Source organism: Desmonostoc muscorum LEGE 12446 (assembly GCF_015207005.2).
Lineage (GTDB): Bacteria > Cyanobacteriota > Cyanobacteriia > Cyanobacteriales > Nostocaceae > Nostoc > Nostoc muscorum.
On the sequence record NZ_JADEXS020000001.1, the window covers coordinates 5,412,288 to 5,426,082 of the forward strand.

The following is a 13,795-nucleotide window of genomic DNA, read 5'->3' on the forward strand; positions in this document are numbered from 1 at the left end:
TTCCTTAATTCCCGTTTCAAGGTGGTTCTAGCCACTAAGATCCAAGGTGCCACAATTGGCTGCCCCTGACTACAGTAGACTTACAATAGATTGTAATTTTAACAGTGAATTTTGGTGGCAGTATTAATTCTGACGCATCAAATATTTTAGATATTAGCAGTTAATTCTGGGGACTAGGGACTGGGGATTAGGAACTAGGATAAAATTCTTGATACCCAATACCCAGTACCCAATCCCCAGTCCCCGATGCCCGATGCCCGATGCTCAAGATTCTGGCAATTGCGGAGGTTCGGCGTTAAACCATTTTTGATAAATTTGCTTGTAAGTGCCGTTGGATAACAAAGTGGCTATGGCTTTGTTAATTGCGTCTAGGTGAGGAGAATCTTTAGGTGTGGCAATGCCGTAGTATTCTTCGGTGAGTAGGTCGGCAACAACTTTGATGCCTTTGAGTTTGCCATTTTTAATCGCATACAAAGTAGCGAAAGCATCGCTAACTACAGCATCAACATTGCCGTTGAGCAAGTCTTGAAAAAATTCTGGGCCAGAATTAAAAGTACTAATTTTGGCGTTGGGGATGGTTTTGGCAAAATCTGCCCCAGTGGAACCAATTTGTACAGCAATTTTTTTCCCCTGGAGACTGTTGAAGTCTTTAATATTTTGATTATCTTGGCGTGTAGCGATCGCTAGTCCGGCTTTAAAATAAGGTCGTGAAAAAGCAATTGTTTTCAGGCGTTCGGCGGTAATTGTAATTCCACTAATTGCGGCATCAACTCTTTTAGCTTGCAAAGCCGATATCATGCCATCAAAGGGCAGATTTTCAAACTTAACTGTAAAAAGAGCCACTTGAGCGATCGCCCTCATCAAATCAATATCAAAGCCTTCTAACTTCCCGCTAGCTGTTTGGATTTCAAAAGGGATAAAGGTAGGATCTGTAGCAACCTTGAGAAGTTTTGCATCTTGGTTGGTACTGGGATAGAAACTGTTACAAGCAATAACCAGTAACATACAGCCTAAACTCAAAATTAGCTGCTGCCACTTGCACTTAATCAATTTCACTGTAGTTATTGGGCATTGGGCATGGGGCATGGGGCATTGGGAATTAGTTAGATAGCTAAAAGTTCTACAATTTTGTTTTTGCCCACACCAGTTAAACATACATTTTTTTGAGAACACAATTTGCGCTCTATGGCTCACACTACTTCTGCTCATCAAATTGCTGATTTGTTCGCCGAACGAGCCAAAAACCTGGCACCACCAACCTATGGCACAGAGTTAACCAAAATCGTCAGTGTCAGTTTTACCTACGGTTTAGCTGACCCAACTCTTTTTCCTCATGCTGATTTAGCAGATGCAAGTGCTGCTGTGCTGGCACAAGAGGCTGCGATCGCTCTCAACTACGGCCCACCTTCAGCTCAACTGTATGAGCAAATTATCCTCCGCTTGCAGGCTCAAGGAATCGCTGCTGATCGCGATCGTGTTCTCCTTGGCTACGGTTCTGGGCAGATTCTCGGCTTACTACCAGATGTATTTATCGAACCCGGTGATGTGGTGATTGTGGAAGGCCCAACCTTCTTGGGAGTAGTTGCTAGATTTGTTCACGCTGGCGCACGCCTAATTACCATTCCTGTGGATGAATTGGGAATGGATGTGGACGCCCTAGAAGAAACTTTAAGTGACTTGAAAAAACAGGGCATTCGACCCAGGTTTATTTACACAATTCCCACGTTTCACAATCCCACAGGCACTACTATGCCGTTATTTCGCCGCCAAAAATTAGTAGCACTGGCGGCTGAATATGGTGTGCTGGTGGTGGAAGACGATGCGTATAAGGATTTGCGTTTTCAGGGCGAAGCTGTGCCTTCCTTAGCATCTCTCGACCAAGAAGGGTGGGTGTTCTATGTGAGTACCTTCTCGAAAATTATTGCGCCTGGTGTGAGGTTGGGCTGGGCTTGTGGCGATCCAGCAATTATTGAGCGCTTGGCAATGTTCAAAAGCGAGGGGCCTGTGGGGCCTTTTGTCAGTCATGTAGTTGGGCGCTACTGTGCCACAGGGAAATTAGATGCTCATATTCAGAAGTTAATCACCTGCTATCAGCATAAGTGTAATTTGTTGTTAGAAGCGATCGCTGCTGAGTTTCCCAGCGATATAGTTGCTTTACAACCAGACGGCGGCTTTTTCGTTTGGTGTAAATTGCCGCAAAATATCAGTGCCAAAGCACTCCTGACTGCTTGTGCAGAACACGGCGTCAGCTTTCTACCAGGAACTCGTTGTTACGCCAACGGTCAGGGGGATGATGCCATGAGGCTAGCTTTCAGTTTTCAACCAAACGACAAGATTGTGGAGGGAATCGCTACCCTTGGAAGAGTGTTGCGCCAATGGCAGCGATGACGAAATAATTCGTAATTCGTAATTCGTAATTCGTAATTAAGTTTATTGGGACTTTTGAAGAAGAATTCAAAAAATTTGTTCTAAACGCTCGAAATCCCGCTGCACTTCATACCAGAGGCTTTTATTGTGGGGGTCTGTTTTCAGGGCTTTTTTGAGATAAATTCTAGCTTTGAGCAACTGGTTTTCCGAAATTAACGCCCGTCCCCAGATTTGGTAGGCAACTGCTAGCCATTGACGAACTTCTGCATCCCCTGACAACCGATCTGATAAAGCTTCAGCCAGGGCGATCGCTTGGGGAAATCGTCTTTCTTGCAAAAATCGCTGCAATTGCTCATAAGTCTTCCACTTTAGCCGCTGTTCTATTTCCACTAAATTCGGCGGCTTCGGTGTCGTCGGTTCTTGGCTTGTGGCCTTTTTTACTGGTGTTTTTTCCCGATGCGTTGCTTTGGGGCGATCGCGTCCCGCTGTTGACACCTGATTTGAATGTGCAGCTGTTTCCTCTGGCAGTACTACCGTCAGCAGGAGTTTGTAAGCCTCTGTCAAGGCAATAAACTTATCTTTGGCTTTGTTGTCATCTGGGTTGATATCGGGATGATATTGCTGCGCTAGTCGTCGGTAAGACGCTTTAATGTCAGCAAAAGAGGCTCCCGACCTTAAACCCAATAAACGGTAGCAATCTCCAAGATCCATCTTGAGCTATGAGCTATCGAATATTTAGCTAGGGGCTATCAGCTATCAGCTTCAAGCCTGAGATATTAATCATAAGGGTTAATTTGCTATTTTAAAGTTCAATTTTGACAGTTTTTTCGGGAGTGGGCAGTGGGGAGTGGGCAGTGGGGAGTGGGGAGTTAAGAGTTATTCTCCCTCATCTCCCTCATCTCCCTCATCTTTCCCTACTCCCTATTCCCTATTCCCTACTCCCCATTCCTACGGTCTTTCTTCAATCACACGGTCAATTAAACCGTATTCTTTAGCTTCTGGGGCAGACATGAAAAAGTCGCGATCCATGTCTTTTTCAATTTTTGCTAAGGTTTGACCAGTGTTGTCAGCATAAATTTGATTTAGCTGGTTACGAATCCGCAGAATTTCTCTAGCTTCAATTTCGATATCGCTTGCTTGCCCACGGGTGCCACCAGAAGGTTGGTGTATCATAATCCGTGAGTGCGGCAATGCTAGGCGTTTGCCTTTGGCTCCACCTGCTAGCAGAAATGACCCCATAGAGGCTGCTAGACCCGTGCATATGGTGACCACATCTGATTTGATGTGTTGCATGGTGTCATAAATTGCCAGCCCAGAGGTGACCATACCGCCAGGAGAGTTGATGTATATGTAAATATCTTTGCCTGGATCTTCTGAATCCAGATATAGCAAGAAGGCTATAATCTCGTTGGCAATTTTATCATCAATTTCCTCTCCCAGAAAAATAATGCGTTCCAGGGAAAGACGAGTATAAATGTGAACCCATTCCTCCATCTGTCCCCCTGGCAACCGATAGGGAACGCTAGGGTAACCAATAGGCATAATTTGCTCCGTTATTACAATGATTTATAGCAAGGATGAAGCCTGGGCGCTTCTGTGGGGTAGAGTGAGTTGAAATCCCAAGAAATCAGACTCACTTCATTTTTTAAAGGACGCTGGCAGGTAGTGGGGGATTGGCGAGTTCTTCTTTTTCAAAAACTCGGTCAATCAAACCGTATTCTTTAGCTTGATAGGGAGTCATGTATAGTAGACGATCCATATCTTTGCTAATTTTTTCTGCCGCCTGTTCTGTGTTACGAGACAAAATGTCAATCATTGCTGTCTTGTTAACTAGAACTTCCCTGGCCCGAATTTGAATATCCGTTGCTTGACCTTGGGTGTAACTCTTGGGTTGGTGCAGAATAATCGAAGCATGGGGTAAGCTAGCACGGCAACCTTTCGTACCAGCACTGAGGATCATCGCTGCCATTCCCATCGCGGAACCGATGCAGATGGTGTGGATGGGAGGCTTGATATATTTCATTGTGTCATAGATGGCGAAGGCTTCGGTTTCAAAGCCTATGGGTTCGCCACTGTAACCAGAAGTGCCTGTAGAGTTGATGTAAATTTTAATTGGTTTTTCTGGGTCATCAGACTGCAAGTACAGGAGTTCGGCGATGATCAGTTTGGTGATTTGTGGAACTAAAGGAGTTCCCAAGTAGACAATTCGCTCCTTTAATAAGAGAGACGGTAAATCTGGCGGCGGTTTCCGGTAAAATCGATCGCCGTAGTAAGGGGATTGAACAGCCTTGATGGCGGAAATGTCCATAGCAACTGATCGCCTGAAATTATGCCGTTAACTGTAATACATCCTAGCGTGATGCTAACTTGGTTCAAGGTGTGGATTTCTCCCTAATGCTGAAGGGGGGCTAGCATCTGCCAATGTTTGGCTTCTAAGATATTCTGATTATATTAATGTATTTCCATAGGTTTTCCGTAGCGCTAAAGTAGTGCTTTGAAGTTATTTACAAATATCTTTATCCTAAATAGGAACTTGGGGTTATGAGGGTTAACTTACAGCCTGTCTTAAATGATAGTAATTTGGACGCCAATCAACTGAATAGTCAACGTCAGTTGGGAATTTCGGTTTCGGCCATCGCCGAAGATCAAGATCGCAATGTGCCACTGAATTTATGCTTAGTTCTCGATCATAGCGGTTCGATGAATGGGCGACCGCTAGAAACGGTGAAAAAAGCGGCAAATCGTCTGGTGGATAGATTAAATCCTGGCGATCGCCTCAGTGTTGTAGTTTTTAATCACCGTGCTAAAGTCATAGTACCCAGTCAAGCGATCGAAGATCCAGAAAAAATTAAACAGCAAATTAACCGTCTAGCTGCTGATGGTGGAACTTCCATTGATGAAGGATTGCGTTTGGGGATTGAAGAATTAGCCAAGGGAAAAAAAGATACTGTTTCCCAAGCCTTTTTATTAACCGACGGCGAAAATGAACATGGTGATAATAATCGGTGTTTGAAATTTGCTCAATTGGCTGCCAGCTATAATTTGACTTTGAATACTTTGGGATTTGGTGACAATTGGAACCAAGATGTTTTAGAAAAAATTGCTGATGCTGGCTTAGGCACTTTATCTTATATTCAAAAACCTGAACAAGCAGTTGATGAATTTGGCCGTTTGTTCAGCCGCGTTCAAGCAGTAGCCTTGACTAATGCTTATCTGATATTCTCTCTCATGCCCAATGTCCGGCTAGCAGAACTCAAACCCGTCGCCCAAGTTTCTCCGGACACCATTGAGTTACCACTCCAACAAGAACCCGATGGACGTTTTTCTGTGCGCTTGGGAGATTTAATGAAAGACGCAGAACGGGTGATTTTGGCTAATATTTATTTGGGACAATTACCTTCAGGGAAACAAGCGATCGCTAATGTGCAAGTCCGCTACGATGACCCAGCCGCCAACGAAATTGGTTTATTTACCCAAAATCTGGCAATTTACGCCAACGTAATGGGAAATTACCAACCAAACCCCAATCCCCAGGTGCAACAATCTATTTTGGCATTAGCGAAATATCGCCAAACTCAGTTAGCCGAGACGAAATTGCAACAAGGCGATCGCACTGGTGCCGCCACAATGCTACAAACTGCTGCCAAAACAGCGTTGCAAATGGGAGATACTGGTGCAGCGACAGTGTTGCAAACTTCTGCCACCCAGCTACAATCTGGTGGAGATTTATCTGAAAGCGATCGCAAGAAAACCAGAATTGTCTCCAAAACAGTCTTGCAAGATACCCCTCCCCAATGAAAGTTAAATTGCTCTCGGCGCTAAATGACAATAATGTTGATGTGGCTCAAACTAGTAGCCAACGTCAATTGGCAATGACAATTTCGGCAATCGCTGGTGAGTTTGACCAAAATCTCCCCCTTAACCTCTGCTTGATTCTAGATAAAAGTGGTTCCATGCACGGACAACCAATTAAAACGGTGATTCAAGCAGTGGAAGGATTAATCGATCGGTTGAAAATTGGCGATCGCATTTCAGTTGTGGCTTTTGCGGGTTCTGCGGAAGTCATTATTCCTAATCAAGCGATCGAAGACCCCGAAAGTATCAAATCTCAAATTAAAAAGAAACTGGCTGCTAGCGGCGGTACAGTAATTGCTCAGGGTTTGGAATTGGGAATTACAGAACTGATGAAGGGCACAAGAGGCGCTGTTTCCCAAGCCTTTCTGCTGACGGATGGCCACGGTGAAAGCAGTTTGCGAATTTGGAAGTGGGATATTGGCCCAGATGACAACAAGCGCTGTTTGGAACTCGCACAAAAGGCTGCCAAGCTGAACTTAACTATCAACACTCTGGGATTTGGTAATAGCTGGAATCAGGATTTATTAGAAAAAATTGCCGATGTTGGTGGTGGTACTTTAGCTTATATTGAGCGTCCTGAACAAGCTGTGGAACAGTTTAGCCGTTTGTTTGGGCGGATTCAATCTGTGGGGCTAACCAATGCTTACTTGTTATTATCTTTAGTACCAAATGTCAGACTAGCAGAATTTAAACCCATTGCCCAAGTTTCCCCAGACACAATTGAGTTAATAATGCAACCAGAAGCTGATGGCAGCTTTGCTGTACGCTTGGGAGATTTGATGCAGGATGTAGAACGGGTAATTTTGGCTAATATTTATTTGGGACAATTGCCAGAAGGAAAACAGGTAATTGGGCATCTGCAAATCCGCTATGATGACCCCTTGGTTAACCAACAAGGCTCACTTTCGCCCATTGTGCCGGTGTATGCAGATGTGGTTAGGGCATATCAACCAGCATCTAATCCTCAGGTGCAGCAATCTATTTTAGCATTAGCGAAGTATCGCCAAACTCAGTTAGCAGAAGCGAAATTGCAAGAGGGCGATCGTACTGGTGCAGCGACAATGCTGCAAACAGCCGCCAAAACTGCTTTACAAATAGGAGATAAAGGTGCAGCGACAGTGTTGCAAAGTTCTGCCACTCGCCTGCAAGCTGGGGAACAACTTTCGGAAGCAGATTTGAAGAAAACTAGAATTGCATCAAAAACGATTTTACAGGAATAGTAATCCAGCATTACTGATTAACGGTATAAAAGTTTCGCACCAAGGCGCAAAGCGAGAAACAAGCTACGTGAAACAAATCTAAAATCTAAAATCCAAAATCTAAAATTAAATGACAAGCCCCTGACTTTAAGTTATGGGGTCAATCTAAAATCTAAAATCTAAAATCCAAAATTGTTTGACTTATGCTGATCCAGAAGATTGTCCAAGAATTGCAAGACATCCCTGAAGACAAACTAGCAGAACTTTATGACCTAATTCACTACTTTCGGCTAGGTTTAAGTCAAGAACATACACAACCCCGCACCCCTGGTTTATTGAAAGGACAACTCGGCGATGCTTTCTTTGAACCACTGCCAGAAGAGGAACTCCAGCAATGGGAATGAGCTACCTCATCGACACCCATATTCTGCTGTGGTGGCTCTTTGACGACCCAAAACTCCACACTGACTGCCGAGACATCATTCGCAACCCAGATCATCGCATTATTGTCAGCAGTGCTTCTGCTTGGGAAATTGCCACTAAATACCGGATCGGTAAACTACCCGAAGCCAAACAACTTGTTGAGCAATATTCACAGATATTGCATCAGGCTAAATTTATCGAACTTGTCATCACCACAGCCCATGCGCTCAGAGCAGGAGGCTTACCGATCGCCCACCGAGATCCCTTTGATCGCATGATCATGGCTCAGGCTGAACTCGAAAGTTTACCTGTAATCACCTACGACAAAGCCTTCCAGACTGGACTGATTCAGGTAATTCCCGACCTCAAGTAAAGCAAAGTATCGCCAAACCCAGTTAGCTGAGGCGAAATTCCAAGAGGGCGATCGCACTGGTGCAGCTACAATGCTACAAACAGCTGCCAAAACCGCCTTACAAATCGGAGATAAAGGTGCGGCGACAGTGTTGCAAAGTTCTGCCACTCGCCTGCAAGCTGGGGAACAACTTTCGGAAGCAGACCTGAAGAAAACTAGAATTGTGTCAAAGACGATTTTACAGGAATAGTATTTGATCTAGCTGCTCTATTGGGTTATTAAGCAGGTACACTAACTGTCTCATTAATTTGATTTAATCTCTCAAGCCACAGATCTTTATAAAACTCCATCTCCTGTGGAGTGAAAAGGAATTCATTACAGGAACCGTCGCCGATTAAATAAATCAAAGCAGCTTGTTCAACATGATATAGTGCTTCAATTGGAATGTAATAAGCAGCCAATTGAAGAATTTTGTCTTGAATCCAATTCCGAGAAAGCTTAGGTTTTAGAGATATTTTCAAATCACTAAGAGTCAAGCTATCTCGATATAAACTTATCTGATCAAATTTTCCAAAATATTGATACTTGAAGCTCACAATATACTGTTCTGAATAAAGACAGGCACCGAAATTTGGTAGTAATTTATGTAGAGCGTCAATGTAATTTTTATAAGAGTTGCTAACTGCTTTTACTTTACCATCTGTAAAGTAAGAGTGAAGATACGAATGAACAGCATTTCCAACCCCGATTGCTTCATCCCGAATACGCTTGGCCTCTCTCATACCGACTGTATCTTCCCATTTACGAAGAGCCTCTATAGTTCTATCATCTTGTGTTCGTTTAAGAATATTACTAACACTATAGAAGACATTCTGCTTACTCACGGCTGCACCTTCAGGAACATAACAAGGCTCACTAGAAAATTTTTCTCTGATTAAAATAGGTAAATGTTTTTCGCTACTATTTAGAGGATGAAGCGTACCATCGCAGCTACGACAGTATAACGCTGCTTCTGGTAGCAATTGTTTTTCAGTCATAGATCATTACATCCATTATCTACATGAATCTCATTCGCTTTCCTGATCTGTTGTGCTTGTGATTTTAAGCCCTTCAATGACTGCATCAAATGTGCTAGTTTGGCAGGATCGGTTTCTAACTGAATTGCTTGGCGGCAATCATGCATTTTTTTATGTTGTGAATTAGGGAGCTTTAGCTCACCATCTTTAACAATGACTCCTGTTATTTCACGTGGCTTATTGCCTACATAATGCTTTTCTTTTTTCCTGCTATCACGCAGTCCACAACGATAAAACTCGTTCTTAATTTGCCAAATCAATTCACCTGGTACAGATGAACCTGAAATCGTAACATCGTCCATGTACACAGTTAGAGTACATCCTGCGCCCTCTACCAGTTCATTTATTGCCTCCCACATATTTATATGAGCAAAATAGGAAAGGACAGGACTCGATGGACTTCCAGTCGGCAGATGTTTTTTAAACGTACAGAGTCTTGTTAAGATACCAGCAACATCTGAAGAGCATCGCATCTGCTTGTAGAAGAACGAGTAAACACGCCATGATTGTGAAGAGGGAAAGTATTGTTTTATGTCAAGGCTTCTTACTACAGCAACATTTATATGCGCTCTAGCATTACTTATATAAGAACGTCCCTTTCCTGGAGCGTGTATGTAATTCGGCATTTTGACTCGTTTCAAAATCTCTTCAATTCGCTTTTGAACTCGCTTTAATGGGAGCCTTGGCTCTTCCACATGAAAAGTTTTTCCCTTTTTCGGATTGAATCTATCTTTCTCCATGTATAAATCCTCGGAGTGGGCAAGCACTTCGAGCTTTCTTTGACTTATATACAGTAGCTTTGCAAGTCTTTCTTTAGATTTCAAGCAGTAAAAAGGTGACTGGTCTAGTGTGTACTGTTTCCATCTACTCCTCTGCATAAGAATGACCAGACTTTTCAGCAATAAAATTGAGAATTGCAAGAATTTTAGAGGATACGAATGTTCTCAACTTTTCCGTTCTTACATCTTTATTTAAGGTTTCCGAGAAGAACATAATCGAGGATACAGGTATATCGAAAACCTCTGAATAACGATTGAGTAAGTCAAGCGTGGGAACCTTTTTACCGGATTCGAGTTCCGAAAGATAAGACTTGGATATTCCTAGCTTTTCCGCCAATTCTTTTTGCGCTAAATCGTGGAATACCCTTATCAACCTTAGAGCTTCATTGAGCATATTTAACCTCCTTACTGAGAAGGCTGGAAAGGAGTTTGTATAGAAGAGTTAGCAGCTTAGTCTTGCAACAACTCGACCAGCCACTTCACAATATGGAAAATGACTGGGCCAGCTTGAAATAACAGACGGAGCGTTTGAGGTTTGCAGAGCCATTTCAGGTACTGCTTATACTTACGCTTTTTTGACTGCTCCTGCCGTTTGTCGGGGTCTTGGTTGTTCATAAAGAACTCCTTAACTAGTGGTTTGGTTGCACTCATTCACTTATTGCGAATGAGTGTTGCCTCAAACAAACCGGAGAACGGCAGTTTAAACTCCCCCTATACATAGCGCAGCAGGTTGCCTTGGCTGCGCCTGCGTGCTTGGTGATATAGCACTTATACGGTAGTAGTAGTTTCGAGCTTTGACACGTTTTAGGCTTTCGCTTGTAGTGCGATGGCTGAAATACTTTTAAATAGTTTTACTACAAATAAGTTGCTAACAAACACAGTAGAAGGTGGTTTCCCATCTTCCTCAGATCACAAAAGCGATCCAGTGAGTGGCAAATATCATCCTTTACCCGACTAAAACTAATATAGCATAACTTTTTGAACTAAGTTCGCTTTCACAAACAAAAGTTCGCTGACAGCCAACTTTTGTTTGTGAAATTACCTTTTTGAGTAAGCAATAAGCCTTTTTGCTTATTGAATATGAAGTTTTCAGAAAACAATATGCCTTTTTGCTGATTGAATATGAATTTTAGTTAAATGTGCGAAAGGTTAGACATCAGGCAACAACGGTAAACGACGGATACGAATACGGCTTGGCTCAACCGTAACGGCTGCTCCTTGCTCTAAATCCTCTTCACACTCAGCGATTACCGTCAGCAACAGATTCGCTAATGCTTGAGAACGTAACCTTTCAATACGAATGCGAATGACTGAAGGAGTAGTTGCTTCATCAAGCGCCAATAATGTATGAAAATCTGCATCGAGTGTAGCAACAACACGTCTTTCTTCTCTAGCTCTCTGGATGATTTCTGCATCTTCAGCTTCAGACATGCCAATTTCACCTAAATGGATGGTGTCGATACCTGCATCACGTAGCAATGCTGCCGCAGAGAGTGGTAATCCCTGATCAAGCAACAGTTTCATAGCGGTTAGGTAGTTCGATGATGCGATCGCTCAAATAGGACGATGCAAAAATTAAGGCTTGCTGAATATCTTCATCTTCTAATTCAGGAAACTCCTGGCGCAGTTCTTCTCGATCGCGGTAGGTAGCTAATAACTCAATTACCCGACGAACGGTAAGGCGAAGATTACGAATAGAGGGCTGTCCATTCATGCGATTGGGATTACTGGTGATGCGATCTAATTTCATGGAAGTAACCCTAGCTCCTTACGAAAATCATCGTTGTATATTGCTTTATGCCAAAATATAGCAGTTATGATCTGATCTACAGTGATAAATATTGCTCTATGTAGGTCAGCGTCTTTAAGGCTGGTGGCATCAAGGTTTGCATTTTCAAGATTAGCACTTTGCTAAAGTCTTTGTCTTGCAAAAAGTAGCAAAACTCTGCTAAAAGTGCTACAGGTAAATAATTGGTAGCTTGAGAAGTACACATGAAAACTACTGGCATTCATCATATAGCTATTATTTGTTCTGACTACGATCGCTCAAAAAAATTTTATGTCGAAACTTTAGGTTTTTCAATAATTGCAGAGACTTTTCGTACCGAGAGAAAATCTTATAAATTAGATTTACAAGTTGGAGAAAATGCTCAAATAGAGTTATTCTCTTTCCCCAATCCTCCACAAAGATTTAGTAGTCCTGAGGCTTGTGGTTTAAGGCATTTGGCTTTTAAAGTTGATGATATCGAGCAAACTGTTGATTACTTAAAATTGCAAGGTGTCGAAACAGAAAATATTAGAATTGACGAACTTACAGGGAAGAAATTTACTTTTTTTAAAGACCCAGATAATTTGCCATTAGAGATTTATGAAAATTAGAGAATATAAATTATCTGATACCGAAGCAATCCTGAAATTGTTTTACGACACAATTCATGAAATCAATATTTGCGATTACACTCAAGAACAAGTCGATGCTTGGGCACCAAAAAATATGGATTATGAAGCTTGGCACAAAAGATTACAAACCAAGCTTCCCTACATTGCTGAAGATAATGGTGAGATAGTTGGGTTTGGAGAATTGGAAGCAGATGGTCATATTGATTGTTTTTATTGTCATAGCAAATACCAAAGAAAAGGTATTGGTTCAAAACTTTTAAATCATCTAGAAAATACTGCTAAATTACAAGGAATTAATCGACTATATACAGAAGCAAGTATTACTGCAAAACCATTTTTTCAAAATCAGGGATTTAGCATAGTCAGAGAACAGCAAGTAGAACGGCGGGGAGTTTGGTTTCAAAACTATGTAATGGAAAAATATCTGTAAATTTGGACTAATAAAGTAGACTTCTTGTAAAAGTCCTTATTTGTGTTGTCTTCTCTACTGCAAAAATATTTATGTTAGTTTGATAAGAACTAATTTTTCAGACATAAGTTATGTAATTTTGTCTAAAAAATTAGTTAATTAATATTGTCATTTCTAAGTTAATCACCCATAATAAAAATTACTATTTAGGCATTAATAAGTTAGCTATCTGCTGACTTTTTTATTGTTCTCAACAACAAACTTACAAGCGTAGTCTCAAGCAAAAAATATAAGCCAATACAGTTCATTTAAGGCTAAAACTCTTTGTTAAAGTCAATTTTTTTAACGTGCTTGCAGGGTACCGCAAAGGACGCAAAGTAAGAAAAGGAAGAGAAGAAAGAAATGCTTCACTGAACTATATTTAAATATAAGGTAATACTATGGATAATAATTATATGATTCAGGTTCGGAGTTATTGTTTTATTGAGCATATTTAGATTATTTTGACTACTTGTATCAAACCTCATTAAAATGCTCTTATTCTGTAAAATAATTGCTGTTAACCGATATATTAATCTAGCTATATTAAATATAATAGTATCAATAAATAATCTAATATCCAATAAAGTAGAAGCAAAAAACTATCTGACTATAGGCTTAATAAATTATTTTAATTTCCCTGGATCAAATAGAAAAACAGCATTTATATCGGATTCAATAAAATCTGCAAAAAACAGATTTAAAAATATAGTTATTGCACAAGTATCTACTCAAATACCAGCTAACATTTTCCCTAATCCTAATCCAAGTTTACCAGAACTAATCAACCCGTTCCAAATACCAGAGTCTACTCCTGAGGAGAATAACAGCATAGATCCAATTATTCCAAATGAGCAAAATCGTAATCCGATTTTAAAAAAAAAACTCTAGAATTA

Annotated in this window: 19 protein-coding genes and 2 pseudogenes; 9 read left to right on the forward strand and 12 right to left on the reverse strand. The window is 41.4% G+C overall.

Annotated elements, in window-relative coordinates; all coding sequences use genetic code 11:
• Positions 1-264: 264 nt before the first annotated feature.
• Positions 265-1,086, reverse strand: coding sequence for a basic amino acid ABC transporter substrate-binding protein (locus IQ276_RS23025; RefSeq protein ID WP_235115893.1), 822 nt, complete (start codon positions 1,084-1,086; stop codon positions 265-267).
• 99 nt (positions 1,087-1,185) lie between these two features.
• On the opposite strand from IQ276_RS23025, the gene IQ276_RS23030 reads away from it, so the two are divergent.
• Positions 1,186-2,388: an aminotransferase-like domain-containing protein gene (locus IQ276_RS23030; protein ID WP_193924943.1), complete on the forward strand. Its 1,203-nt coding sequence runs from the start codon at positions 1,186-1,188 to the stop codon at positions 2,386-2,388.
• Between the two features lie 66 nt (positions 2,389-2,454).
• Here IQ276_RS23030 and IQ276_RS23035 read toward each other — a convergent pair whose 3' ends face one another.
• The 3 genes from IQ276_RS23035 to IQ276_RS23045 all read right to left on the reverse strand — a co-directional run bounded on the left by IQ276_RS23035 (position 2,455) and on the right by IQ276_RS23045 (position 4,675).
• Positions 2,455-3,078, reverse strand: coding sequence for a J domain-containing protein (locus IQ276_RS23035; protein ID WP_193924941.1), 624 nt, complete (start codon positions 3,076-3,078; stop codon positions 2,455-2,457).
• 237 nt (positions 3,079-3,315) lie between these two features.
• On the reverse strand, positions 3,316-3,909 hold the full coding sequence (locus tag IQ276_RS23040; RefSeq protein WP_193925093.1) for an ATP-dependent Clp protease proteolytic subunit: 594 nt from the start codon (positions 3,907-3,909) through the stop codon (positions 3,316-3,318).
• Positions 3,910-4,012: 103 nt separating this feature from the next.
• Positions 4,013-4,675 (reverse strand): ATP-dependent Clp protease proteolytic subunit, encoded by a 663-nt coding sequence (locus IQ276_RS23045; protein ID WP_190881194.1) that lies wholly within the window; start codon positions 4,673-4,675, stop codon positions 4,013-4,015.
• 233 nt (positions 4,676-4,908) lie between these two features.
• On the opposite strand from IQ276_RS23045, the gene IQ276_RS23050 reads away from it, so the two are divergent.
• From IQ276_RS23050 to IQ276_RS23070, 5 genes and pseudogenes are all read left to right on the forward strand, one after another.
• Positions 4,909-6,165 (forward strand): vWA domain-containing protein, encoded by a 1,257-nt coding sequence (locus tag IQ276_RS23050; RefSeq protein WP_235115894.1) that lies wholly within the window; start codon positions 4,909-4,911, stop codon positions 6,163-6,165.
• Complete coding sequence (locus tag IQ276_RS23055; RefSeq protein ID WP_193918191.1) at positions 6,162-7,442, forward strand: vWA domain-containing protein; 1,281 nt, start codon at positions 6,162-6,164, stop codon at positions 7,440-7,442. The genes IQ276_RS23050 and IQ276_RS23055 overlap by 4 nt, the downstream gene beginning before the upstream one ends.
• Before the next feature lie 182 nt (positions 7,443-7,624).
• Complete coding sequence (locus IQ276_RS23060; RefSeq protein WP_193918193.1) at positions 7,625-7,825, forward strand: hypothetical protein; 201 nt, start codon at positions 7,625-7,627, stop codon at positions 7,823-7,825.
• The gene (locus tag IQ276_RS23065) at positions 7,816-8,217 is read left to right on the forward strand and encodes a type II toxin-antitoxin system VapC family toxin (RefSeq protein WP_193918195.1); all 402 of its coding nucleotides are present in this window, start codon (positions 7,816-7,818) and stop codon (positions 8,215-8,217) included. The genes IQ276_RS23060 and IQ276_RS23065 overlap by 10 nt, the downstream gene beginning before the upstream one ends.
• A gap of 1 nt (position 8,218) precedes the next feature.
• Positions 8,219-8,446, forward strand: a pseudogene (locus IQ276_RS23070) (hypothetical protein); the annotation flags it as partial.
• A gap of 28 nt (positions 8,447-8,474) precedes the next feature.
• Here the strand turns inward: IQ276_RS23070 and IQ276_RS23075 are convergent.
• The 8 genes and pseudogenes from IQ276_RS23075 to IQ276_RS23105 form a co-directional block, all read right to left on the reverse strand.
• Positions 8,475-9,233, reverse strand: coding sequence for a hypothetical protein (locus tag IQ276_RS23075; protein WP_193918197.1), 759 nt, complete (start codon positions 9,231-9,233; stop codon positions 8,475-8,477).
• Positions 9,230-10,012: a reverse transcriptase family protein gene (locus IQ276_RS23080; protein WP_228043146.1), complete on the reverse strand. Its 783-nt coding sequence runs from the start codon at positions 10,010-10,012 to the stop codon at positions 9,230-9,232. Before IQ276_RS23080 ends, IQ276_RS23075 begins: the two co-directional genes overlap by 4 nt.
• A 124-nt stretch (positions 10,013-10,136) precedes the next feature.
• On the reverse strand, positions 10,137-10,445 hold the full coding sequence (locus IQ276_RS23085) for a helix-turn-helix transcriptional regulator (RefSeq protein ID WP_193918201.1): 309 nt from the start codon (positions 10,443-10,445) through the stop codon (positions 10,137-10,139).
• Positions 10,446-10,501: 56 nt separating this feature from the next.
• Entirely contained in the window at positions 10,502-10,666 is a 165-nt protein-coding gene (locus IQ276_RS23090) for a hypothetical protein (RefSeq protein WP_193918203.1), read from the reverse strand.
• 534 nt (positions 10,667-11,200) lie between these two features.
• On the reverse strand, positions 11,201-11,575 hold the full coding sequence (locus tag IQ276_RS23095; protein ID WP_193918205.1) for a DUF5615 family PIN-like protein: 375 nt from the start codon (positions 11,573-11,575) through the stop codon (positions 11,201-11,203).
• Entirely contained in the window at positions 11,559-11,801 is a 243-nt protein-coding gene (locus tag IQ276_RS23100) for a DUF433 domain-containing protein (protein WP_193918207.1), read from the reverse strand. The genes IQ276_RS23095 and IQ276_RS23100 overlap by 17 nt, the downstream gene beginning before the upstream one ends.
• Positions 11,798-11,926: pseudogene (locus IQ276_RS40995) on the reverse strand (hypothetical protein); the annotation flags it as partial. The pseudogene IQ276_RS40995 and the gene IQ276_RS23100, both read right to left, overlap by 4 nt.
• Complete coding sequence (locus IQ276_RS23105; RefSeq protein ID WP_193918209.1) at positions 11,878-12,045, reverse strand: hypothetical protein; 168 nt, start codon at positions 12,043-12,045, stop codon at positions 11,878-11,880. The gene IQ276_RS23105 and the pseudogene IQ276_RS40995, both read right to left, overlap by 49 nt.
• On the opposite strand from IQ276_RS23105, the gene gloA2 reads away from it, so the two are divergent.
• The 3 genes from gloA2 (at position 12,044) to IQ276_RS23120 (ending at position 13,790) form a co-directional block, all read left to right on the forward strand.
• Positions 12,044-12,430 (forward strand): SMU1112c/YaeR family gloxylase I-like metalloprotein, encoded by a 387-nt coding sequence (gene gloA2 / locus IQ276_RS23110; protein ID WP_193918210.1) that lies wholly within the window; start codon positions 12,044-12,046, stop codon positions 12,428-12,430. The two genes, IQ276_RS23105 and gloA2, sit on opposite strands and share 2 nt — an antisense overlap.
• Entirely contained in the window at positions 12,420-12,881 is a 462-nt protein-coding gene (locus tag IQ276_RS23115) for a GNAT family N-acetyltransferase (protein ID WP_193918212.1), read from the forward strand. The genes gloA2 and IQ276_RS23115 overlap by 11 nt, the downstream gene beginning before the upstream one ends.
• Before the next feature lie 510 nt (positions 12,882-13,391).
• Positions 13,392-13,790, forward strand: coding sequence for a hypothetical protein (locus IQ276_RS23120; protein ID WP_228043147.1), 399 nt, complete (start codon positions 13,392-13,394; stop codon positions 13,788-13,790).
• The last annotated feature ends 5 nt before the right edge of the window (positions 13,791-13,795 follow it).

Bases quoted from the DNA above. Each gene is read 5' to 3' on its own strand.
- IQ276_RS23045 (WP_190881194.1), bottom strand. From the start codon at position 4,675: ATGGACATTTCCGCCATCAAGGCTGTTCAATCCCCTTACTACGGCGAT.
- IQ276_RS23065 (WP_193918195.1), top strand. From the start codon at position 7,816: ATGGGAATGAGCTACCTCATCGACACCCATATTCTGCTGTGGTGGCTC.
- gloA2 (WP_193918210.1), top strand. From the start codon at position 12,044: ATGAAAACTACTGGCATTCATCATATAGCTATTATTTGTTCTGACTAC.
- IQ276_RS23085 (WP_193918201.1), bottom strand. From the start codon at position 10,445: ATGCTCAATGAAGCTCTAAGGTTGATAAGGGTATTCCACGATTTAGCG.
- IQ276_RS23050 (WP_235115894.1), top strand. From the start codon at position 4,909: ATGAGGGTTAACTTACAGCCTGTCTTAAATGATAGTAATTTGGACGCC.
- IQ276_RS23030 (WP_193924943.1), top strand. From the start codon at position 1,186: ATGGCTCACACTACTTCTGCTCATCAAATTGCTGATTTGTTCGCCGAA.
- IQ276_RS23080 (WP_228043146.1), bottom strand. From the start codon at position 10,012: ATGGAGAAAGATAGATTCAATCCGAAAAAGGGAAAAACTTTTCATGTG.
- IQ276_RS23075 (WP_193918197.1), bottom strand. From the start codon at position 9,233: ATGACTGAAAAACAATTGCTACCAGAAGCAGCGTTATACTGTCGTAGC.
- IQ276_RS23105 (WP_193918209.1), bottom strand. From the start codon at position 12,045: ATGTGTACTTCTCAAGCTACCAATTATTTACCTGTAGCACTTTTAGCA.
- IQ276_RS23025 (WP_235115893.1), bottom strand. From the start codon at position 1,086: ATGCCCCATGCCCAATGCCCAATAACTACAGTGAAATTGATTAAGTGC.
- IQ276_RS23060 (WP_193918193.1), top strand. From the start codon at position 7,625: ATGCTGATCCAGAAGATTGTCCAAGAATTGCAAGACATCCCTGAAGAC.
- IQ276_RS23055 (WP_193918191.1), top strand. From the start codon at position 6,162: ATGAAAGTTAAATTGCTCTCGGCGCTAAATGACAATAATGTTGATGTG.
- IQ276_RS23035 (WP_193924941.1), bottom strand. From the start codon at position 3,078: ATGGATCTTGGAGATTGCTACCGTTTATTGGGTTTAAGGTCGGGAGCC.
- IQ276_RS23040 (WP_193925093.1), bottom strand. From the start codon at position 3,909: ATGCCTATTGGTTACCCTAGCGTTCCCTATCGGTTGCCAGGGGGACAG.
- IQ276_RS23090 (WP_193918203.1), bottom strand. From the start codon at position 10,666: ATGAACAACCAAGACCCCGACAAACGGCAGGAGCAGTCAAAAAAGCGT.
- IQ276_RS23100 (WP_193918207.1), bottom strand. From the start codon at position 11,801: ATGAAATTAGATCGCATCACCAGTAATCCCAATCGCATGAATGGACAG.
- IQ276_RS23115 (WP_193918212.1), top strand. From the start codon at position 12,420: ATGAAAATTAGAGAATATAAATTATCTGATACCGAAGCAATCCTGAAA.
- IQ276_RS23095 (WP_193918205.1), bottom strand. From the start codon at position 11,575: ATGAAACTGTTGCTTGATCAGGGATTACCACTCTCTGCGGCAGCATTG.
- IQ276_RS23120 (WP_228043147.1), top strand. From the start codon at position 13,392: ATGCTCTTATTCTGTAAAATAATTGCTGTTAACCGATATATTAATCTA.